This is a genomic window from Amycolatopsis azurea DSM 43854 (assembly GCF_001995215.1).
In the GTDB taxonomy this organism is placed as follows: Bacteria; Actinomycetota; Actinomycetes; order Mycobacteriales; family Pseudonocardiaceae; genus Amycolatopsis; species Amycolatopsis azurea.
Genome location: NZ_MUXN01000016.1, coordinates 110,570 through 131,947 on the forward strand (window position 1 = coordinate 110,570; position 21,378 = coordinate 131,947).

At 68.3% G+C, this 21,378-nt stretch carries 20 protein-coding genes; 9 read left to right on the forward strand and 11 right to left on the reverse strand.

Annotation, left to right across the window (positions count from 1 at the left end; genetic code table 11):
* Positions 1 to 21: 21 nt before the first annotated feature.
* The gene (gene dut / locus B0293_RS21620; protein WP_005164532.1) at positions 22 to 504 is read left to right on the forward strand and encodes a dUTP diphosphatase; all 483 of its coding nucleotides are present in this window, start codon (positions 22 to 24) and stop codon (positions 502 to 504) included.
* Positions 504 to 1,163, forward strand: coding sequence for a DUF3710 domain-containing protein (locus B0293_RS21625; protein WP_005164533.1), 660 nt, complete (start codon positions 504 to 506; stop codon positions 1,161 to 1,163). The genes dut and B0293_RS21625 overlap by 1 nt, the downstream gene beginning before the upstream one ends.
* A gap of 202 nt (positions 1,164 to 1,365) precedes the next feature.
* On the opposite strand, the gene B0293_RS21630 is transcribed toward B0293_RS21625, so the two are convergent.
* On the reverse strand, positions 1,366 to 2,085 hold the full coding sequence (locus B0293_RS21630) for an alpha/beta fold hydrolase (RefSeq protein ID WP_167334567.1): 720 nt from the start codon (positions 2,083 to 2,085) through the stop codon (positions 1,366 to 1,368).
* A gap of 103 nt (positions 2,086 to 2,188) precedes the next feature.
* On the opposite strand from B0293_RS21630, the gene B0293_RS21635 reads away from it, so the two are divergent.
* Positions 2,189 to 2,569 carry an OB-fold nucleic acid binding domain-containing protein gene (locus tag B0293_RS21635; protein ID WP_005164535.1) on the forward strand — a complete coding sequence of 127 codons (381 nt, stop codon included), beginning with the start codon at positions 2,189 to 2,191 and terminating at the stop codon, positions 2,567 to 2,569.
* Between the two features lie 9 nt (positions 2,570 to 2,578).
* Complete coding sequence (locus tag B0293_RS21640; protein ID WP_077241354.1) at positions 2,579 to 3,325, forward strand: DUF3159 domain-containing protein; 747 nt, start codon at positions 2,579 to 2,581, stop codon at positions 3,323 to 3,325.
* An 11-nt stretch (positions 3,326 to 3,336) separates the two neighbouring features.
* Here the strand turns inward: B0293_RS21640 and B0293_RS21645 are convergent, their stop codons facing one another.
* Together B0293_RS21645 and B0293_RS21650 are read right to left on the reverse strand one after the other, a co-directional pair.
* Complete coding sequence (locus B0293_RS21645; RefSeq protein WP_039917818.1) at positions 3,337 to 3,993, reverse strand: potassium channel family protein; 657 nt, start codon at positions 3,991 to 3,993, stop codon at positions 3,337 to 3,339.
* The gene (locus B0293_RS21650) at positions 3,993 to 4,658 is read right to left on the reverse strand and encodes a potassium channel family protein (RefSeq protein ID WP_005156892.1); all 666 of its coding nucleotides are present in this window, start codon (positions 4,656 to 4,658) and stop codon (positions 3,993 to 3,995) included. Before B0293_RS21650 ends, B0293_RS21645 begins: the two co-directional genes overlap by 1 nt.
* A gap of 97 nt (positions 4,659 to 4,755) precedes the next feature.
* On the opposite strand from B0293_RS21650, the gene B0293_RS21655 reads away from it, so the two are divergent.
* From B0293_RS21655 to B0293_RS21665, 3 genes are all read left to right on the forward strand, one after another.
* On the forward strand, positions 4,756 to 6,798 hold the full coding sequence (locus B0293_RS21655; RefSeq protein WP_005156894.1) for an APC family permease: 2,043 nt from the start codon (positions 4,756 to 4,758) through the stop codon (positions 6,796 to 6,798).
* On the forward strand, positions 6,795 to 8,000 hold the full coding sequence (locus B0293_RS21660) for a class I SAM-dependent RNA methyltransferase (protein ID WP_005156897.1): 1,206 nt from the start codon (positions 6,795 to 6,797) through the stop codon (positions 7,998 to 8,000). Before B0293_RS21655 ends, B0293_RS21660 begins: the two co-directional genes overlap by 4 nt.
* Before the next feature lie 132 nt (positions 8,001 to 8,132).
* Positions 8,133 to 8,477 (forward strand): hypothetical protein, encoded by a 345-nt coding sequence (locus B0293_RS21665; RefSeq protein WP_005156900.1) that lies wholly within the window; start codon positions 8,133 to 8,135, stop codon positions 8,475 to 8,477.
* Positions 8,478 to 8,530: 53 nt separating this feature from the next.
* Here the strand turns inward: B0293_RS21665 and B0293_RS21670 are convergent, their stop codons facing one another.
* The 5 genes from B0293_RS21670 to B0293_RS21690 all read right to left on the reverse strand — a co-directional run bounded on the left by B0293_RS21670 (position 8,531) and on the right by B0293_RS21690 (position 15,578).
* Positions 8,531 to 9,787 (reverse strand): HNH endonuclease signature motif containing protein, encoded by a 1,257-nt coding sequence (locus B0293_RS21670; protein ID WP_005156902.1) that lies wholly within the window; start codon positions 9,785 to 9,787, stop codon positions 8,531 to 8,533.
* Positions 9,788 to 10,235: 448 nt separating this feature from the next.
* A complete protein-coding gene (locus tag B0293_RS21675) occupies positions 10,236 to 10,778 on the reverse strand; it encodes a DUF1062 domain-containing protein (protein ID WP_005156903.1) in 543 nt (180 codons plus the stop codon).
* Positions 10,779 to 11,012: 234 nt separating this feature from the next.
* Positions 11,013 to 12,566 (reverse strand): GMC family oxidoreductase, encoded by a 1,554-nt coding sequence (locus B0293_RS21680; protein ID WP_005156907.1) that lies wholly within the window; start codon positions 12,564 to 12,566, stop codon positions 11,013 to 11,015.
* Positions 12,563 to 14,074, reverse strand: a complete 1,512-nt coding sequence (locus B0293_RS21685) for an APC family permease (protein ID WP_005156908.1) — start codon at positions 14,072 to 14,074, stop codon at positions 12,563 to 12,565. The genes B0293_RS21680 and B0293_RS21685 overlap by 4 nt, the downstream gene beginning before the upstream one ends.
* A 16-nt stretch (positions 14,075 to 14,090) precedes the next feature.
* Positions 14,091 to 15,578, reverse strand: a complete 1,488-nt coding sequence (locus tag B0293_RS21690) for an aldehyde dehydrogenase family protein (RefSeq protein ID WP_005156911.1) — start codon at positions 15,576 to 15,578, stop codon at positions 14,091 to 14,093.
* Positions 15,579 to 15,795: 217 nt separating this feature from the next.
* Between B0293_RS21690 and dxs the strand changes: the two genes are divergently transcribed.
* Entirely contained in the window at positions 15,796 to 17,700 is a 1,905-nt protein-coding gene (gene dxs / locus B0293_RS21695; RefSeq protein WP_005156918.1) for a 1-deoxy-D-xylulose-5-phosphate synthase, read from the forward strand.
* 80 nt (positions 17,701 to 17,780) lie between these two features.
* On the opposite strand, the gene B0293_RS21700 is transcribed toward dxs, so the two are convergent.
* Positions 17,781 to 18,422 (reverse strand): DJ-1/PfpI family protein, encoded by a 642-nt coding sequence (locus tag B0293_RS21700; RefSeq protein ID WP_005156921.1) that lies wholly within the window; start codon positions 18,420 to 18,422, stop codon positions 17,781 to 17,783.
* 78 nt (positions 18,423 to 18,500) lie between these two features.
* Positions 18,501 to 19,028, reverse strand: coding sequence for a TetR family transcriptional regulator (locus tag B0293_RS21705; RefSeq protein ID WP_005156923.1), 528 nt, complete (start codon positions 19,026 to 19,028; stop codon positions 18,501 to 18,503).
* Positions 19,029 to 19,120: 92 nt separating this feature from the next.
* Between B0293_RS21705 and B0293_RS21710 the strand changes: the two genes are divergently transcribed.
* Positions 19,121 to 19,936, forward strand: a complete 816-nt coding sequence (locus tag B0293_RS21710; protein ID WP_005156925.1) for an oxidoreductase — start codon at positions 19,121 to 19,123, stop codon at positions 19,934 to 19,936.
* On the opposite strand, the gene B0293_RS21715 is transcribed toward B0293_RS21710, so the two are convergent.
* Positions 19,933 to 21,375: a purine-cytosine permease family protein gene (locus B0293_RS21715; protein WP_005156928.1), complete on the reverse strand. Its 1,443-nt coding sequence runs from the start codon at positions 21,373 to 21,375 to the stop codon at positions 19,933 to 19,935. The genes B0293_RS21710 and B0293_RS21715 overlap by 4 nt on opposite strands.
* Positions 21,376 to 21,378: the final 3 nt, after the last annotated feature.

The window sequence follows — 21,378 nt, forward strand, 5'->3', positions numbered from 1 at the left end:
TTCAGGGTAGTCTCGCCGCCCGTGTCCACCGTTCAGGTACTGCTTTCCCGGATCGATCCTTCGGTCCCCCTACCCGCCTACGCGCGCCCCGGTGACGCGGGCGCCGACCTCGTCACCACCTCGGATCTCGTGCTCGCGCCCGGCGAACGCGGCGTGGTCGGGACGGGCGTCGCGATCGCCCTGCCGCCCGGCTACGCGGGCTTCGTCCATCCTCGTTCGGGTCTCGCGGCCCGGGTCGGCCTCTCGGTCGTCAACACCCCGGGCACGATCGACTCCGGGTACCGCGGTGAGATCCGCGTCTGCCTGATCAACCATGATCTCTCCGAGAAGGTCGTGCTCACCCGCGGCGACCGGATCGCGCAGCTGATCGTGCAACGGGTCGAACAGGCTGAATTCGTCGAGGTCGCCGAGCTCGGGACCTCCGAGCGCGGCGAGGGTGGGTATGGCTCCACGGGCGGACACGCCACACTGGGAGCCGGAGCCAGGGAAGGAACGGAGAACTAGTGGGGATTTTCGGACGCAAGCGCGCGAAGCCGAGCGGACGGCACGCCGCGCCCGAGGTCGTGGAGCGTCCTGACGGCGACAGCGAAGACACCGACGAGGACATCGAGTCGCAGCTGTCGGAAACCTCCGACGGCCCCTTCGACCTCGCCGACGCGCCCGAGGACGGCATCCCGAGGATCGACCTCGGTTCGGTGAAGGTGCCGGTGCCCGACGGTTCCCAGGTCCAGGTCGAGATGGACCCGGAGAGCGGCGGCGTCCGCGCGGTGCACGTCGTCACCGAGCAAGGTCAGATCACCGTCAGCGGTTACGCGGCGCCCCGGTCCGGCGGCCTGTGGAAGGACGTCAGCACCGAGCTCACCGAGCAGCTGCGGGCCGACGGCGCCAAGGTCTCGGTCGGCATGGGGGAGTGGGGGCTGGAGCTGTCCGCGATCGTCGGCGACGTCGCGCTGCGGTTCGTCGGGGTCGACGGCCCGCGCTGGATGCTCCGCGGCGTCATCGCCGGTCCGCAGTCGCAGGCGTCGCAGGCGCCCGCGGTGCTGCGGGAGATCGTGCGGCACACCATCGTCGACCGCGGTGACGCGCCGATGCCGGTCCGCACCCCGCTGACCATCACGCTGCCCGACGCCGTCGCGCAGCACATCGCCGAACAGCAGGCTTAGTTCCGGGCTTTCAGAACCGTGCCGAAGGGGTCTTTCCCCGCATCGCATGCGGGAAAAGACCCCTTCGTGTCGCGGTTGCCGGTTGCGGGCGTGACCGGGTCCGGCGACGAGTGTTCCTGTGGCCGGTGTGACTGATGGGGCGGGTGAGGCGTCGGCCGGGCTGGTCGTGAGTGAAAAATGTCGTTAGAACGACCCGAAACACTCACGACCCCCGCGCCCGGGCCCGTAGCCAGGCCAGCACGGTCGCCCGGCCCAGGGATTCCCGGTCCGCGCCGAGGGCGGTGAGCGTCGACTCGCCGACCTCGGCGCGCGGCAGGGCGTCCGCCCAGGCTCGGGCGACCTCCGTCGGATGGATCGGATCGTCCACGCACGTGCCGATTCCCACGGGCACGTCGAGCCCCTTGAGGTCTTCGAGCGACGGGGCGGGACGCGACGCGGCCGTCCGCAGGCTCGCCGCCAGTCCGTCGCCGTGCCGCCGCCACGCGCGGCCGAGCTCCGCGGAGAGCCAGTCCGGGACGCCGTCGGACGATTTCGCCAGCGCGCCGTCGACCCCGTTTTCGGCCACCAGATCCGCTGACAGCCGCGCGGCGAGCGACGCGGGTGCGCGCCCGGCCGGGCCGTTCCAGGCCGGGAGCGAGGCCAGCAGGCCGGTGCAGCGGCCCGGATTGCGGACCGCCCACTCCGCCGAGAGGTGCGCGCCGAACGAGATGCCGCCGACGAGCAGCGGACCGTGCTCGGCGGACAGCCTGTCCAGCACCGCGAGATAGCCGTCCGCGAGGCGGTCTCCCGCGGGTGGTGGCGGGGCGAGCAACCGGACGCCGAGCGCCCGCAGCGGCCCGGAGAACACGCCGCGCACGAACACTTCGTCGGACCCGGTGCCGGGGAGTACTACCGCCGTCGTAGGCGGAATAGCGGAGGTCACGTTGCGATCTTCTCCCAAACCCGTTGTCCTGGTCCGAGCACAGTTACGCTGGATTACGCACGGGCCGTTCAAGTCGGGGGCCCCGGAGCACAGGAGCACCGTTATGCCCGCCAAAGACGGCGGCTACTTCAGCCGGCTGGTCCGCAAGCTGACCAGCGACGTCGAGGATCTCGACGCCGACGATCTGTCCGAAAAATCCGAGGCCGGCGGAGCGCAGCGCGCCTGCGACTGCCGGTCGGGACAAGAGGTGACGGTGCTCGGCAGACTCCGCAGCGTGGAGCTCTGCCCGACCAACGAGGCGGCGACCCTGCAGGCCGAGCTGTTCGACGGCACACAGGGTGTGACGCTAATCTGGCTCGGACGCCGCCGGATCCCCGGGATCGAACCCGGGCGAACCATCAAGGTGCGCGGCCGGATGGCCGAACGTGATGGTCAGAAGGTGCTTTACAACCCTTATTACGAACTTCAGAGCCCTGTGAGTTGATCCCGCATCGTGACTGAACCCGCCGGCGGCGAGCAGAAGAAGACCGGGGAACCGGCCGACGACGACAACAAGCCGCAGCCCACCCTCCTGGAACAGATGGGCGGGCTGTCGGGACTCTTCTATTCCTCGCTGCCGGTCATCGTGTTCGTCATCGCGAACGCCATCTTCGGCCTGACGGTCGGCATCTGGGCCGCGGTGGGCAGCGCGGTGGCGATCACCGTGCTGCGGGTCGTGCGCAAGGAGCCGCTGCAGCCCGCGATCTCCGGGTTCTTCGGCGTCGCGATCGCGGCGTTCATCGCCTACCGGACCGGATCGGCCAAGGGCTTCTTCCTGTTCGGCATCTGGACGAGCCTGGTCTATTGCGGCGTCTTCGTGCTGTCGATCGTCGTGCGCTGGCCGCTCGCCGGGGTGGTGTGGAACGCGCTCAACGGCAGCGGCCACGCCTGGCGCAAGGACAAGAAGTCGCTGATCGCCTATTCGATCGCGACCGGTGCCATGGCGCTGATCTTCGGTGCCCGGTTCGTCGTGCAGCGCTGGCTGTACGACGAGGACTACACCGGCTGGCTGGCCTTCGCGAAGATCGCGATGGGCTACCCGCTGTACGCGCTCGGCCTGCTCGCCGTCGTCTGGGCGGTGCGGCGGTCGGACAAGCACCTCAAGGCGCTGGCCGAGGAAGCCCCCGCCGAGGAGACCGACGAAGAGGTCGAGGCTCGCCTGCGCGCGAAGTACGCGCAGGCGCCCGCCACGGAGAATTAATAGCCCCGCTTCTAATATCCCAGCGCGGTCCGGATCTCCGGCTCCACGTCCGACGTCGCCACGAACAGCAGCTCGTCACCCGGCTCCAGCGGGTCCTCGGGCTGCGGAACGATCACCCGGTCGCCGCGCAGGATCGTCACCAGCGCGGCGTCCCTCGGCAGGTTGATCTCGCTGACGGCCTTGCCCGCCAGCGGGGTCTCCTCCGGGAGGGTGAGTTCGACGAGGTTCGCCTGGCTCTGCCGGAACGTCATCAGCCGCACCAGATCGCCGACGCTCACCGCCTCCTCGACCATCGCCGCGAGCATCCGCGGGGTCGACACGGCGACGTCGACGCCCCAGGCGTCGTTGAACAGCCACTCGTTGGCCGGGTTGTTCACCCGCGCCACCACCCGGCGCACCGCGAACTCGGTCTTCGCCAGCAGCGAGACCACGAGATTCGCCTTGTCGTCACCGGTCGCGGCGATCACGACGTCGCACTGCTCGATCCCGGACTCCTCCAGGATCGACACCTCGCACGCGTCGCCCAGCACCCAGTCGGCCTGGTCCACGGTGTGCGGCTCGAACTGGTCGGCCTCGCGTTCGATGAGCATCACCTGGTGACGCCCGTCGATCAGCTCCGCGGCGATCGACCGGCCGACCGCGCCGGCCCCGGCAATCGCGACCCGCATCAGTTCTCCTCTTCCGGTTCGCGAGCGGCGACGCTGGTCACGTCGCTGACGGTGCCTGATTTCGCGGCGACGTACACGACGTCGTCCGCCTGGATCACGGCCTTGGTGTCGGGCAGGACGGCGGTGCCGAACCGCATGATGAACGCGACCCGCGCGCCCGTGGTGTCCTGCAGGTCGCGCACGCTGTGCCCGATCCAGCCCTCGTGCAGGGGGAGCCGCAGGAGCGCCACGCTGCCCGAGGGGTCCCGCCACTCCGAGGCGACGCCGTCGGGCAGCAGGGTGCGCAGGAACCGGTCGGTCGTCCACGGCACGGTCGCCACGGTCGGGATGCCGAGCCGTTCGTAGACCGCGGCGCGCTTGTGGTCGTAGATCCTGGCGACGACCTTGTCGATGCCGAAGTTCTCCCTGGCCACGCGAGCCGAGATGATGTTGGAGTTGTCGCCGCTGGACACCGCCGCGAAGGCCCCCGCGCGTTCGATCCCGGCCTCGATCAGCACCTGCCGGTCGAATCCGACGCCGACCACCTGCTGACCGTGGAAATCACTGCCGAGCCGCCGGAACGCCTGCTGGGTCTTGTCGATGATGGCGACTTCGTGCCCCAGTCGCTCCAGCGCCGCGGCAAGGGATGCGCCTACCCGGCCGCATCCCATGATCACCACGTGCACGCCCTGCCTCCTTCGTCGTCGGACGTTCACCCGTCCGCAGGTACCCAGACATACCAGCGCCGAACCTACCGTGGGGGTCGCCCGTTAGTCTTCTGCGGTGTCGAAGTTCCCGACCGTATTGAAGCGGCTCGTCCTCGGACGTCCATTCCGGAGTGACCGCCTCTCGCATACGCTGCTGCCGAAGCGCATCGCGCTGCCGATTTTCGCGTCCGACGCGTTGTCGAGCGTCGCCTACGCGCCTGAGGAAATCTTTCTGACCCTCAGCGTCGCGGGCTTGTCCGCGTACGCGTTCGCGCCGTGGATCGGCGTCGCCGTCGCGCTCGTCATGCTGGTCGTGGTCGCGTCCTACCGGCAGAACGTGCACGCCTATCCCAGCGGCGGCGGTGACTACGAAGTCGCCAACACCAACCTCGGCGGCAAATTCGGGCTCACCGTGGCCAGCGCGCTGCTGGTCGATTACGTGCTCACCGTGGCGGTTTCGACGTCGTCCGGCGTGGCGAACATCGGTTCCGCCATTCCGTGGGTGGCGCAGCACAAGGTGATCACCGCGGTCGTCATCGTGGTCGTGCTGACCGCGCTGAATCTGCGCGGAGTGCGCGAATCGGGCAAAGCGTTCGCGATCCCGACCTACGGCTTCATCATCGGCATTCTCGGCATGGTGATCTGGGGGCTGATCGAGGCGGCGTCGGGCGCCGACATGCGCGCCGAGAGCGCCGATTTCGGCCTGCACGAAGAAGCGTCCTTGACCGGTTTCGCGTTCTTCTTCCTGCTGCTGAGGACGTTCTCCTCCGGTGCCGCCGCGCTGACCGGGGTCGAGGCCATCAGCAACGGTGTCCCGGCGTTCCGGAAGCCGAAGTCGAAGAACGCGGCGACCACGCTGCTGATGATGGGCGTGCTCGCGGTCACGATGCTGGTCGGCATCATCACGCTGGCGATCATCACCGAGGTCAAGTTCGCCGAACATCCGGAGACCCAGCTTTCCGGCACGCCGGCGGGGTACGAGCAGAAGACGATCGTCGCGCAGATCGCGCACGCGGTGTTCGCCGACTTCACCCCGGGCTTCTACTACATCTCGTTCGTCACCGGGATCATCCTGCTGCTGGCCGCGAACACCGCGTTCAACGGTTTCCCCGTGCTCGGCTCGATCCTCGCGCAGGACCGGTATCTGCCCCGCCAGCTGCACACCCGCGGCGACCGGCTGGCGTTCTCCAACGGCATCCTGTTCCTCGCGGCGTTCGCGCTCGTGCTGATCATCGCGTTCGACGCCGAGGTCACGAAGCTCATCCAGCTGTACATCGTGGGCGTGTTCGTTTCCTTCACGGTGAGCCAGGCGGGCATGATCCGGCACTGGAACCGGCTCCTGTCCAGGGAAACCGATCCGACGGTGCGGCGGCGGATGCGGCGTTCGCAGACGGTCAACGCGATCGGCCTCACCATGACCGGCACCGTGCTGGTCATCGTGCTGGTCACGAAGTTCCTGCTCGGCGCCTGGATCGCGATCGCGGCGATGGTGGCCATCTACGCGCTGATGACCGCGATCCGCAAGCACTACGACCGGGTCGCCGAGGAATTGCGCGAGATGGACCGGAAACCGGCCGTATTGCCTTCGCGCAACCACGCGATCGTGCTGATTTCGAAACTGCACCTGCCGACGATGCGCGCGCTTTCCTACGCCAAGGCCGTGCGGCCGGACGTCCTGGAAGCCGTCACGGTCAACGTCGACGACATCGAGACGCGCAAACTCGTCCAGGAATGGGACGACCACAATTTCAAGGTGCCGCTGAAGGTGATCGAATCGCCGTACCGCGAGATCACGAAGCCGGTGCTGGACTACGTGAAGCGCGTCCGCGGCGACAATCCGCGCAACGTGGTGACCGTGTTCATCCCCGAGTACGTGGTCGGGCACTGGTGGGAGCAGGTCCTGCACAACCAGAGCGCGCTGCGGCTCAAGGGGCGGCTCCTGTTCCAGCCCGGCGTCATGGTGACCAGCGTGCCGTGGCAGCTCGAATCGTCGGAGAAGGCGATCAAACGTGACCGGAAGGCACGTCCGGCTGCGGGCGACGTCCGGCGCGGATTCTCCCCGGTCGTCAAGCAGCCCGAGAAGACCAAGCCCGAAAAAGCTAAGGACAAAGCAGAATGAGTGTGGACGCGTCGACCGGCACGTGGCTCGGACGGACGATCGAGCTGGAGGTCGGCGCGGTCGCGCACGGCGGGCACTGCGTCGCACGGGCGGAGGGCCGGGTCGTCTTCGTCCGGCACGCGCTGCCCGGTGAGCGGGTCCTGGCCTCGGTCACCGAAGACAAGGGCGGCTCGTTCTGCCGTGCCGACGCGATCGAGGTCCTGGAGGCGTCGCCGGACCGCGTGGAGCCGCCGTGCCCGCTCGCGGCGCCGGGGGAGTGCGGCGGCTGCGACTGGCAGCACGCCGCTCCGGGATACCAGCGTGAACTCAAGGCCGCGGTGGTCATGGAGCAGCTGAAAAGGCTGGCCGGGATCGACCGCGAGGTCGTCGTCGAGGCGCTCGACGGTGGCCCGCTGGACTGGCGCAGCCGCGTCCGGCTCGTCGCGGGCAAGGACGGCCGCGCGGGGTTCCGGGCGCACCACAGCCACCGCGTGATCCCGATCGACGACTGCCCGATCACCGTCCCCGGTGCGCTCGACGACGTCGTGTCGCGGAACTGGCGGCCCGGCAGCGAAATCGAGGTCACCAAGGACGGCGAAGGCCAGGTGCACCTCCGGGACCTTTCGACGGTCCACGGCAAGACCAAGTCGCGGCAGCTCGCGGGTGGCCTCGCCGTGCAGCACGCCGCCGATCGCGAGTGGCGCCTGGACGCCCACGGCTTCTGGCAGGTCCACCCGGCCGCCGCGGACACGCTCGCCGCCGTCGTCGCGGAATGGGCCGAGGCGCCGAAGGACGGCGTCGCGTGGGACCTCTACGCCGGCGTCGGCCTCTTCGCGTCGGTGCTCGCTTCGCAGGTCGGCCCGCGTGGACGTGTCCTGGCCGTCGAATCCGGACGGCGTGCCGTCGCCGACGGTGAGGAGAACCTGGCCGACCTCCCGCAGGTCCGCTGGCGCTCCGGCCGCGTCGAGCACCTGCTGGCCGACGCGCCCAAACCCGTCGACGTCGTCGTCCTCGACCCGCCCCGCAAGGGCGCCGGAAAGGCCGTCGTCGAGTCCATTGTGGAGGGTTCGCCGGACCGGATCGTCTACGTGGCGTGCGACCCGGCGGCGCTGGCCAGGGACATCGCACTGTTCGCCGACCACGGTTACGGCTTGGTGGATTTGCGTGCTTTCGACGCTTTCCCGATGACGCACCACGTCGAATGTGTTGCATTGTTGCAATAACGGTATATTTGTAGACCGTCGGAATGGATTGGCTTCGTTCGTCTTGTCCGGATGCCGGAGTGCTCGCTAACTTGAGTTTCGATAAAGCGGAATCTCATGACGGCGGGGAATTCTGATCCAGTGCTCCCTTCAATGCTCCCACCTGGTGTTACCGCGCAGGAGATCACCTATCGGAACGACCGGAAGCAGATCATCTACACGGCGCCCTACGCGTCCGAGGGGCCCCTGCTCACCCGGGATCTGCTGGGCAGGCAGGCGTGGATGTTCATGTACGCCCACTTCGTCTTCATCTGGGTCGAGGGCGCCGTCCAGGTGCAGGTCAGCCACGGAACCCTGGCGGGGCCGAAGATGCAGTTGTGGAAGGGCGTCAGTATTCCTGACTACTGGTCAGGGCCCGCGCTGGCCGAGTTCGGACAGGCCTGGGCGCTGAACCAGCTCTCCGGGAACCGGGGCACTCCGGCCGTCGTGTCCATTTGAGGCTCTTCAGGGCCTGTCGCCGGTGTGGCGACGGGCTCCTCGGGCTCTACGGGTCAGGCGACGGCGCGGTGGAGGATGTTGCGCCGCGGATGTCGTAACGGGTCCAAGTACTGAGGTGGCACGAATTCCGGTATCCCGTCGGGCGCCATCCGGACTTGCCAGTCGTCGTGATGGACGAGCCGATGATGGAACCCGCAGAGCAGGACCAGGTTCCGCAGATCGGTGGGGCCGCCGTCGGCCCAGTGCCGAATATGGTGGGCGTGACAGTGCTTGGGTGCCCGATGACAGCCGGGGAAGGCGCAGCCTCCGTCACGGATGTTCAGCGCCCGGCGTTGGCCAGGGGTGACGAAACGTTTCATCCGCCCGACGTCCAGCGGCTCACCGGCGGCGCTGAGCACGACGGGGATCATGAGGCAGTCGCAGGCGGCCAGGCGCGCTTCGCGGGCGGTGATCGTGCCGACGAAGTCGAGGCAGGCCTTCCCGGCTCCGGTTTTCAGCTCGTCGAGGCCGATGGTGACGTGCACGAGGGTCCGGTAGCCGGAGGTTCCCGGTTGGTCGGGACAGGCGATCGCGAGGTCGAGCAACTCGGCCCAGGCGTCGCCTCGTCGTTGGGGCATGGTCCGGTGGTCGGCCTGGCCGAAGTCGTCGACCGGCCGCCGCGCGCCGTACGCGTCGAGGGCGGCTGCGGTCCGGGCCCCGGTCTCGGGATCCAGGAGCCCGGACAGCTTCCAGAAGCCGTCCTTGCGGCGCTCGACGAACACCTCCCGGCGTGGCGGGGCGGGTTCCGGATCTTTCGGTTCGTTCCCGTCCGGGTCGAGGTGCGCGAGGAGGTCGTTACCGGCCTTGGTGATCTCTTTCGGTCCGGCCGCGCGGGCGAGGTCGGCGAGGATCTTCTCCGCGCCGTCGCGCTCTTCGGTGGGCACGTCGTCCGGGATCTTCCGGAGGACGTCCAGGATCGCGTCGATGTGCTGGTCCCCGAGCGCGCCGTCCTCGGCCGCGGCGGCCGTGGCGGGCGCGAATGTCGCCACCTCGCCACTCGGCTCGCGCGCGGGGTTCAACGCCAACGCCCGGTTCACCACGTCCTGCGCGTCACCCCGGGTAATCCGGGCCACATCGGCGAACCACCGTGACGCGCTCCCGTAGCCGAACAAGTCTTCCGCGCCCCGCGACTCGACCTCCGCCAGGTACTTCCCCAGTCCGGCCGAGGCCACCCGGATCACTTCCAGCAGGTGCGTCACGCCATGGGCAAGCTCCAGCTTGCCGGCGCGCCACAACTCCTGCGGCAGTTCGGGAATGGTCGTCTCGGGCACGTCTCCATATTACTGAAATTCATCGAACAAGTGTTCGTAATTTTAAGCGACAAGGCAAGTCGCGCAATTCACCGCCAGCGGGTGAATTGCGCGACAGGCGCGGTGACGCAGCGCAAGGGTCGTGAGTGGTGATTCAGGTTCTCCTGAGAGGTAAGGCAAGGTGTCGCGTCCGGGCGGGATAAGCGATCTCGCGTGATCAGAGACGGAACTCGCGTGTTTGGAGACGTAACTCGCGTGATCGGCGCCGCACACTCGAGATCGCCGTCTGATCACGTGAGTTCCGCCTCCAAACACGCGAGTGCGCCGTCTGACCCGGCGGGCGCGCGGGACGGCCGAGACGGTCACCCCGCCAAGGGGGGTCGTGAGTGGAAAGTGTCGTTAGAACGACCCAAAACACTCACGACCCACTTGACCGACGGCGTCCTCAGCGTTTGAGCGTGAAAGTTCCTCAGCGTTTGAGCGTGAAAGTGAAGTCCCCGGACACCTTCCCCCGCAACCGCACCGCCGAAACCACCTTCCCTTCCTCGATCAATCGCTCGACTTCGGCCCGCGAAAGACCACAACCTTCCGCGATCAGCCGCACGGGCCGGACCGGGATCCGCGCCGCGAAGTGCACCGAGACGTCGCGAAAGTCCTGGTGGCACGGCGGGTCGACACAGAGCCGCCAGGCGCCCTCCCAATCGAGGGAGACGTGGTTGCGGCGAAGGACGGACGGATCGGCGAGCAGTTCGGCCGCCAGGCCGGGGTCGTTCTCGTGCAGCCGGTTCAGCAGCTCAGGCCGGACGGAGCGGACGTTCACCCGCTCCAGGACCGTGAGCTTCGCGGTGTCCCCGCATACGGTGCAGCGCACGAGGAGCCAGACGTCGAGGAGTTTGTGATTGGCGTTGACCCGGAATTTGCCGTTCGCCCGGAATCGCCCGGACGCGCAAGCGTGGCAACGGCGCAGGACGGTTGGCAGGCAGGTGGGTACGACCACCCAGTTTTCGAGCACAGGAAATACACCCGTTCCAGTGAGAAGTCCGCAGCAAGAAGAGGCACGGCGCGAAGACGCGACGCGCGACGAAATCAGCGCTCGGGAGGTCTCACAGGGTGTACAACGGCAGGCCCTCGGCTCGACGACGTGGTCCGGCAGCACGGTAATGGCCCCAGCGCGGTCGCTCCACCGGTTTTCCGAACACGACAAAGGCCCCCTGACCGAAGTCAGGGGGCCTTCACCGCGCGAAACCTAGGCGCGCGCGTCCTCCTTCAGCATGTCCGCGCACTTCTCGCCGATCGCCATCGTCGTGATGCACGGGTTCACCGCCACCAGGAACGGCATCGCCGAACCGTCGGCGACCCGCAGGCCTTCGACGCCGCGCACCCGCAGCCGGGCGTCCAGCACGGCCAGCGGATCCTCGTCGCCGCCCATTTTCGCGGTGCACGAGGGGTGATAGACCGTGTTGTGCGTCTTGCGCAGGTAGTCCGCGATCTCGTCGTCGGTCTTGACGTCCCTGCCGGGCGCCAGTTCCGTACCCGCCCATTCGTCCAGTGCGGGCTGCTCGGCGATCTTGCGGGCCAGTTTGATGCCGTAGGTCATCACGCGCATGTCGTGCTCGTCGGTGAAGTACCGCGGGTCGACCTTCGGCTTGTCCCGGTAGTCACGGCTGCGCAGCCGCACGGTGCCGGTCGACCGCGACCGGGTGACGTTCGGGGTCAGGCAGAAGCCGTTCTCCGTCGTCGGATAGCCGTGCCGCAGGGTGTTCATGTCGAACGGTACGGAGCCGTAGTGGAACATCAGGTCGGGCCGGTCGAGGCCGTCTTCCGTGGACGTGAAGATGCCGATTTCCCACCATTGCGTGGATTCGGTGGTCATCGGCTGCAGCGCGTCCCACTGGATGACGCCTTCGGGGTGGTCCTGCAGGTTCTCGCCGACGCCGGGGGAGTCCACCAGGACGTCCACGCCGACCTCGCGCAGATGCTCGGCGGGCCCGATTCCGGACAGCATCAGGAGTTTCGGCGTGTCGATCGCGCCTGAGGACAGGATGACCTCGCGCCGCGCGCGCAGCTTGACGCCGTGGATCAGGTCGTCGGCGAGGTACTCCGCGCCGGTGCAGCGTTTGCCGTCGAACAGCAGCCGTCGGACCCGGGCGCCGGTGATGATCTCCAGGTTCGGCCGCTTGCCGATGATCGGGTGCAGATAGGACACCGACGCCGACGAGCGCGTCCCGTCCTCGCGCGCGTTGATCTGGAACCAGTTCGCGCCGTGCGTCACGGTCTTGCCGGAGTTGAACTCCGTCCGCGGGATGCCCGCCTGCTCGCAGGCTTGCAGGAGCGCGACGCCGGTCGGATCGTTCGGCGGCACCGACCGGATGGTCACCGGGCCCGAGCGGCCGTGGTGGTCGCCCGGGCCGTCGTTGGTCTCGAGTCGCTTGTACAGCGGGAAGATGTCCTGAGCCGACCAGCCGGGCAGGCCGAGCGACGACCATTCGTCGAGGTCCTCGGCCGGCGCCCAGAACGCGATGCACGAGTTGTGCGACGAGCAGCCGCCGAGCACCCGCGCGCGGGCGTGGCGCAGGAAGGAGTTTCCGGAACCCTGCGGCTCGACCAGGTAGTCCCAGTCGTAGCCGGATTCCAGCAGGCCCATCCACTTCGTCAGTTCCAGCACCGCCGGATCGTCCACATCGGACGGTCCGGCCTCCAGGAGCGCCACGGTGACGTCCGGGTCTTCCGAGAGTCTCGCCGCGACCACCGAACCCGCCGTCCCGCCGCCGACGACGATGTAGTCGAACTCTCCGGTCACTGTGCTGCCTCCTCGGGATGTGCTTCCGCGGCGTGATCGGCGAGGACGCCGCTCTTGTGCCGCAGGACGAACCAGTAATACGCGAAACCGACGACCGCCACCGCGCCGACGAACAGCACGGCCCCCCATTCGAGGTACCAGTGATAGGGCTCTGTCGCGTTGTAGACCTCGCGCCGCGGCCATGCCAGGTTGACCACGATCGCACCGCCCCACAGCACGCCGAGGATGTTGACCGGCAGCCCCAGTTTGCCGAGGGAGAAGTACTTGGTGCCCTCGACCTTCGGCGGCGGCCACTGCCCGCGGAAACGCTTCACCAGCATCGGGACGGTGACCAGCAGGTACGCCAGGTAGATCATGATGATGCCGATGCTGGTGATCACCGTGAAGATCTGCGGCTGGCCGACGTTGACCACCAGGATCAGCACCGCGATGACGCCGGACACGATCGCGGGGACGACCGGCGTCTTCGTCTTCGGTGAGACCCGCGCCAGGTGCTTTCCGGCGGGCAGGTTGTTGTCGCGGCCCATCGCGAACATCATCCGGATCGCCGCCGACTGCACGGCCAGGTTGCACACGGTGATCGCGATGACCACCGCCAGCAGGAAGATCGTGCCGACGGTGCTGCCGAGCACGTCGAGGACGATGAACTGCAGGCCACCGGTCGCGATCTGCGGGTTGTCGATGTCGCCCACGGCCATCAGCGCCAGCAACAGGATGAGCCCGCCGATGACGAACGACGCGATGAGCGCGCGCAGGATGGCCTTGGGCGCGTTCTTGCGCGGGTCGTGCGATTCCTCGCCGAGCGAACTGGCGGTGTCGAAGCCGTACATGACGTAGGTCGACGCGAGCGAGGCGACCAGGAACGCCCCGAAGTAGCCCCACGGCTGGTCGGCGCCGGTGTCGTTGGTCTGCATGACGACCTCGGGGCCCCGCGTGATGTTCACCGCGAGCGCGACGATCAGCAGGACCGCCGCGATCAGTTCGATGAACACGCCGGCACTGTTGATCCGCGCCATCAGCTTCACGCCCCAGGCGTTCACCAGCGTGGTGAACAGGATCAGGATCGTGCCGAGGATGACCGCGTTCACCGCGCTGTCGCCGGAGAACGAGAAGAACGACGAGATCTGGGGGAGCGTGATCTGGTAGGCCAGCGCCACGGCCGCGATGCTGACGATGGACGCCGTGAGCATCATCCAGCCCGCCAGCCACGCCACGTGCGGGCTGCCGAGCCGTTTCGACCAGTTGTAGATCGAACCAGCCACCGGGTAGTGCGCCGCCAGTTCGGCGAACGACAGCGCGACCATCAGCTGCCCGACGAACACCATCGGCCACGACCACCAGTAGGCGGGCCCGCCGAAGCTGAAGCCGAAGTAGAACAGCTGGAAGGTGCCGGTCAGGATCGAGATGTAGCTGATTCCCGCGGCGAAGGTGTGGAAGTTGCCGAGCGTTCTTTCGAGTTCCTGTTTGTAGCCGAAACCGGCCAAGCCGTCATCGGAAGGAGTGCTCATCGGCAGTTTCCCGTCTTTAGTTGGATGCGGCAGGCTCCCCGGAGAACCAGCGCTGTGGTGCGGGCCGGAGGTTCTGGTAGATGTGCTTGGCCTCCGTGTATTCGGCGAGTCCGGTCGGGCCGAGTTCCCGCCCGAAGCCGGACTGCTTGTAGCCACCCCATTCCGCCTGCGGCAGGTACGGGTGGAAGTCGTTGATCCAGATCGTGCCGTGCCGCAGCCGGTTCGCGACCCGCTGCGCGCGGGACGCGTCGGAGGTGAACACCGCGCCCGCGAGGCCGTAATGCGTGTCGTTGGCGATGCGGACGGCGTCGTCCTCGTCGGTGAAGGTCTCGACGGTGAGCACCGGGCCGAACGATTCGTCGACGACGGCGCTGCTGCCCTGCTTCACGTTGTCGAGGATGGTCGGCAGGTAGTAGTGCCCCTTCGCGAGTTCGCGATCGTCGGGGCGTTTGCCGCCGGTGCGCAGGACGGCGCCCTCTTCCAGCGCCCTCGCGACGTAACGTTCGATCTTTTCCAGATGGGCGGCCGAGATCAACGGACCGGTTTCAGCCTTCGGGTCGAAAGGTCCACCCAGTCGGATCAATTCGGCCCGCCGGACGAGTTCGTCGACGAACTTCTCGTGCCACTCCTCCTGGACGATCAGGCGGGCACCCGCCGAGCAGACCTGCCCGGAGTGCAGGAAGACCGCGGTCAGCGCGTAGTCGACGGCGGTGTCGAAGTCCGAGTCGGCGAAGACGACGTTCGGGTTCTTGCCGCCCAGTTCCAGCGCGACCTTCTTGATGGTGGACGCGGCCGAGGCGGCGATGATCTTCCCGGTCGCCAGGCCACCGGTGAACGAGACGAGGTCGACGTCCGGGTGCTCGGACAACGGCGCCCCCGCCTGCGCGCCGGCGCCGAGCACCAGGTTCGCGACGCCGCCGGGCAGCCCGGCCTCGGTCAGCAGCTTCATCAGCATGATCGAGGTGTGCGGGGTCAGCTCGCTGGGCTTGAGGACGAAGGTGTTGCCCGCCGCGAGCGCGGGGGCGACCTTCCAGATGGTCTGCAGGAGCGGGTAGTTCCACGGCGTGATCAGCCCGCAGACCCCGACCGGCTCGTGCACGATCCGGCTGAACGCGTCCGGGTTTCCGGTGTCGACCACGCGGCCGGCGTCGTTCGCGGCGAGCTTGCCGAAGTAGCGCAGGCAGGCGGCGATGTCGGCCATGTCGTATTCGCTCTCGACCAGCCGTTTCCCGGTGTCGAGCGACTCGGCGCGGGCGAAGGCCGCGGCGTCGCGGTCGAGCAGGCCGGCGGCCTTCAGCAGCAGGTCACCGCGTTCTGGAGCGGGAGTGGCGGGCCACGGGCCGGTGTCGAAGGCCCTCCTCGCGGCGGCGATGGCCGCTTCGGTGTCCTCGCGGGTGCCTTCGGCGACCTCCGCGACCAGAGAGCCGTCAGCGGGGCAGCGGATCTCCCGGCGGCCACCGCCGACCGCGTCGACCCATTCGCCACCGATGAAGAAATCCGCCATCAAGCCACTCCAACCAGGCTTCTGCTCAACCGTCGATCAGCGATTATCGCGGGCACCCCACGTGACCGCTACTTGGCAAACGAGACCATGTTCACACCGTCGGGTGCGGTGTGGTGATTTTCTGACATGTGACCCGTGACGCGGGGGACGGAAGACTCTCAGCCGCCCTCCGTAGACTGGCCGGAACGGCGGAAGAGGAACCAGGCGAGGTGGGAGAGTGACGTTGCTCGAGTCCGTGCACGGACCGGCCGACTTGAAGCGGATGAACCCGGAGCAGCTCGGCGAGCTGGCCGCGGAGATCCGGGACTTCCTCGTCGACAAGGTGCGGCTCGCCGGTGGTCACCTCGGCCCGAACCTGGGTGTGGTCGAGCTGACGATGGCGCTGCACCGGGTCTTCGACTCGCCGAGCGACGCCATCGTGTGGGACGTCGGTCACCAGGCGTACGTGCACAAGATCGTCACCGGTCGGCACGACGGCTTCGACAAGCTGCGCCAGCTCGGCGGCCTCACCGGCTACCCGGCGCGCGGCGAGAGCGAGCACGACCTCGTCGAGAACAGTCACGCGTCGACAGCTCTGTCCTATGTGGACGGTCTGGCTAAGGCGTTCGAACTCGGCGGTGGCGGCAGGCACGCGATCGCGGTCGTCGGTGACGGCGCGCTGACCGGCGGCATGTGCTGGGAGGCGCTCAACAACATCGCCGCGAACCCGCGCCGCCCGGTCGTCATCGTCATCAACGACAACGGCCGTTCGTACTCGCCGACCATCGGCGGCGTCGCGGACCACCTCGCGTCGCTGCGGCTCAAGCCGGGCTACGAGCGCGTCCTCGACCGCGGCAAGGAGTTGCTGCGGCACACGCCCATCGTCGGCAAGCCGATCTACGCGGCGCTGCACGCGGCGAAGGCCGGGCTCAAGGACGCGCTGAGCCCGCAGATGATGTTCTCCGACCTCGGCCTCAAGTACCTCGGCCCGGTCGACGGGCACGACCTCGCCGCGCTGGAGAAGGCGTTCCAGAGCGCCCGCGACTTCGGCGGCGCGGTCATCGTGCACGTGGTCACCGAGAAGGGCCACGGCTACGAGCCCGCGGTCACCAACCAGGCCGACCAGATGCACCAGACCGACCCGATCGACCCGGAGACCGGCCTGCCGCCGGTCAAGGGCCCGAGCTGGACCGGCGTCTTCGCCGACGAACTGGTCAAGATCGGCGCCGACCGCGAGGACGTCGTCGCGATCACCGCGGCCATGCTGCGCTCGACGGGGCTGCACAAGTTCGCCGAGGCGTACCCGGACCGCTGGTACGACGTCGGCATCGCCGAGCAGCACGCGGTGACCTCGGCCGCCGGTCTCGCGATGGGCGGCAAGCATCCCGTCGTCGCCGTCTACTCGACGTTCCTGAACCGCGCTTTCGACCAGGTGCTGATGGACGTCGCGCTGCACCGCCAGCCGGTGACGCTGGTGCTGGACCGGGCGGGCATCACCGGACCGGACGGGCCGAGCCACCACGGCATGTGGGACCTGTCGCTGCTGGGCATGGTGCCGGGCATGAAGGTCGCCGCGCCGCGCGACGCCGGCACACTGCGCGAGGAACTGCGCGAGGCCGTCGCCGTCGAGGACGGGCCGACGGCGCTGCGGTTCTCCAAGGGCGGCGTGATCGACTCCGTGCCCGCCGTGGAACGCGTCGGCGTGGTGGACGTGCTGCGCAAGCCGACCGGTGACGCCGACGTCCTGCTCGTCGCGGTGGGCGCGTTCGCGATGCTCGGGCTCGCCGCGGCGGACCGGCTGGCCGACCAAGGCATCGGCGTGACTGTGGTGGACCCGCGCTGGGTCGTCCCGGCGCCCGCCGAACTGGTCGCGCTGGCCGAGCAGCACAAGCTCGTCGTGACCGTCGAGGACAGCGGCCGCCACGGTGGCTTCGGGTCCGCGCTGGCCGCGTTGTTCCGCGACGCCGAATGCGACGTCCCGCTGCGTGACCTCGCGGTGCCGCAGGTGTTCCACGACCACGGTTCGCGCGAGGAGGTGCTGGCCAGGGTCGGGCTGACCGCGCAGGACGTGGCGCGGCGGGTGACCGAGTGGTCGGCGAACCTCGCCAGCCGGACGCCGGCGCCGGAGGACACGCACCGCTGAAGGGGACTTTCCCCGCATCACACGCGGTGAAGGGAGCTTTCCTCGCATGGCATGCGGGGAAAGCTCCCATCAGCCCCCGGTCAGGCCCGCCAGACGGTGCCCCGCCGCTCGTACTCCAGCACCACTTCGGTCCGCCGAGCCGCTTTCGCGCCCAAGAAGCGCTCCACGAGCCAGAGCGACACTTCGAGACCCGCGGTGATCCCGCCGCCGGTGATCAGATCGCCGTCGTCGACGACACGCGCGTCGATCACCTTCGCGCCCTGAGCGGCCAGATCCGCCTTCGCGCCGTTGTGCGTCGTCGCGTTGCGGCCCTTCGTCAGACCTGCCGCGGACAGCACCATCGTCCCGGTGCAGATCCCGACCGGAAGCGCCCGTGACGCCGTCAGGCGCCGCAGGAAACCCTGATCCGCGTTGAGCCGGTGCACACCGGGGCCGTTCCGGTCGGTGTAGCCGCCGCCGGGCACCACCAGGATGTCGCAGGGCGACCAGGTTCGCGGGACCTCGACCACAGTGTCGTAGGTGCACTTCACGGGACCGGGTCGCCCTGCCGAAACCAGTGAGGTGACCACGGCGCCGCCGGTGAGTTTCCCGGCCAGCCCCAGCACTTCGACGGGAGCGACGAAATCCTGTTCCTCCACGCCGTCGAACATCAGGATCTGCACCCGCAACGGGGTGGCGGCGGACGCGGCGGGGGCGGTGACGCCCACGAGACCGGCGGACACGGCTGAAGCACGCAGAAAAGTTCGGCGCTGCAAGACGACCTCCCAGGTGGTGTACCCAGTGGTCGCGCGAAAAGTCTCTCAGGTTCCCGTGAGCCGGGCGACCGAGCGGACGACGAGGTCCCGGGTCGCGGCGGGGGAGGAGAATCCCAGGATCGACAGGTGCACGACGAGGCTCAGCAGTTCCTCGGCGTCGAAGTGGTCCGGCACGGAACCCGAACGCTGCGCGGCCTGGATCGCGGCGACCTTGTCCGCGTGCGCCCGCACCTCGGCCTCCGGGGCGGCGTCGAAGCCGTTCTCCAGCCGCAGCCAGCCCATGAGCCGCAGGACCTCGGGGTGCTCGAGATACCGGTCGAACAACCGTCCCGCGTAGCCGGGCAGGTCGTCGGGGGTGATCGGGACCGCCTTGATCGCGGCGTCCACCTGTTCCTGCACGACCGTCTCGAACAGGTACTCCTTGCTGCAGAAATAGGCGTAGATCAGCGCCTTGTTGGCGCCGGCGTTCTTCGCGATGCGGTCCACCCGTGCGCCCGCGATGCCGTACGTCGCGAACTCGGTGGTCGCCGCGTCCAGCAGCTTCCGCTTGGTCGCTTCCTTGTCCCTGACCATGTGACCCAGTCTAACTAACTGGTTGGTTGACAGCCAGTCGAGGGGCGTGGCAATCTGAGTTGGCAACCAACCGGTTAGTTAGGAGCAGGGACATGAAGGTCGCACTGGTCACGGGCGCTTCCGCGGGAATCGGCGAAGCCACGGCCCTCGCGTTGCGGGAGGCGGGCTACACGGTCTACGGCGCCGCGAGGCGCGTCGAGCGGATGACCGGACTCGCCGAACGCGGGGTCAAGGTCCTCGAGATGGACGTCACCGACGACGCGTCGATGGTCGCGGGCGTCGAGCGGATCATCGAGGAGTCCGGCCGCATCGACGTCCTGGTCAACAACGCGGGCTATGGCTCGTACGGGGCCTTCGAGGACGTGCCGCTCTCGGAAGGGAAGTACCAGTTCGAGGTCAACCTGTTCGGCCTCGCGCGGCTCGTCCAGCTGACCACGCCGCATATGCGCGCCCAGGGCTCCGGCAAGATCGTGAACATCTCGTCGATCGGCGGCAAGATCTACGAACCGCTCGGCGGCTGGTACCACTCGACCAAGTTCGCGGTCGAAGGTCTCAGCGACTCACTGCGGCTGGAACTCAAGCCGTTCGGCATCGACGTCGTGGTGATCGAGCCGGGCGCCATCAAGACCGAATGGGGTGGCATCGCGGTCGAGAACCTGCTCAAGACCTCGGGCGACACCGCCTACGCGCCGCAGGCCAAGGCACTCGCGAAGTTCTTCGACCAGGCCGCGCGCGGCTCGGACCCGAAGGTGATCGCCGACGTCATCATGAAGGCGGTCCGGGCCCGGCGCCCGAAGACCCGCTACGCCGCCGGGTTCGGGGCGAAGCCGATCCTGTTCGTGCGCCGGGTGCTCCCGGACCGTGCCTTCGACGCGATGTTCCTCGGCGCGTTGCGCCGTTTCGCCTAGACCGCGACGGCCGGTTCCGTGACGGGCTCCGCGTACGAGTAGACCTCGCGCGGCTCGGGGAAGAGCCTCACCAGCACCGGATACGCGATCGCCGCCGTGCACAGCGTCACCACCATGCTGATGTCCACGCCGCCCGCGATGTCCTTGAGCGGCCCGGCGATCATCGGGGTGTTGGCCGTCAGCAGGCCCAGCGTCGTCGCCGGGATCCACGCGGCCATCGCCCGCCAGTTCACGCCGCGGGTGAACCAGTAGCGCCCGCCCTTGCGGCCCTGGTTGAACACCTGGAGATCGTCCGGATCGTAGAACCCGCGCCGCAGCACGAAACCGATCATCATGATCACCATCCACGGCGACGTGCACAGCACGATCAGCGTGGCGAAGGCGTTGATGCTGGACACCATGTCCAGCACGAAGTTGCCGACGAAGATGAACACGACGCTGAGCGAGCCGATCAGCAGCGTCGCCTGTACCCGGCTCAGCTTCACGAAGATCGAACTGAAGTCCAGCCCGGTCCCGTAGAGCGACGTCGTGCCGGTGGACAGCCCGCCGATCAGCGCGACGACGATCAGCGGGATCGCGTACCAGAGCGGGGAGATCGCGGTCAGGCCGGTGATGTAGTCGGCCGGATCCGCGACCAGGGTCGCGGTGGCGATGCCGAACCCGAACGGCAGCAACGTCGCCACCTGCGCCAGGAACGGCGCCGCCAGCAGGGAACGGCGGCTGTGGCGCGCGGGGATGTAGCGCGTCCAGTCGCCGAGGAAGGCGCCGAACGAGATCGGGTTCGCCATCGTGGTGAGCGCGGCGAGGATCCAGGTCGGCCAGAAATCCCCGAGCGCGTAGGTCCCGGTGCCGGCGAACCCGGGGTCGAACGTGCCGCCGTAGGCGATGATCCCGAGCAGCATGATCGCCGTGCCCAGCACCACGGCGACCCGGTTCACCAGCAGCATGAACCGGTAGCCGTAGATGCACACCACCAGCGTCGCGATCGCGATGACGCCGTACGCGACGCCGCGGAGCACTTCACCGCCGTCGAAACCGAAAAGCCGTTGTGCCGCACCGGCGACGGCGTCGCCGCTCACCCAGACCGAGATGGCGAAGAACGTGATCGCCGTCAGCAGGGAGAGGAAGGAGCCGACACAGCGGCCGACGACGCCGAAGTGCGCGCCGGAGGAGACCGCGTTGTTGGTCCGGGTGAGCGGGCCGAACAGCGACATCGGCGAGAGCACCAGCGCGCCCACGACCACGCCCGCGACGGTGGCCGCCACCGCCGCCCAGAAGCTCAGGCCGAACGCGATCGGGAGGGTCCCGAGGATGATGGTGGCGAAGGTGTTCGCGCCGCCGAACGCCATGCGGAACAGGTCGCGCGGACGCGAAGTCTGTTCCTCGGGCGGGATCGGCGCGATGCCGTGCTGCTCGACTTCGGTGACCTTGTCACCCATGGG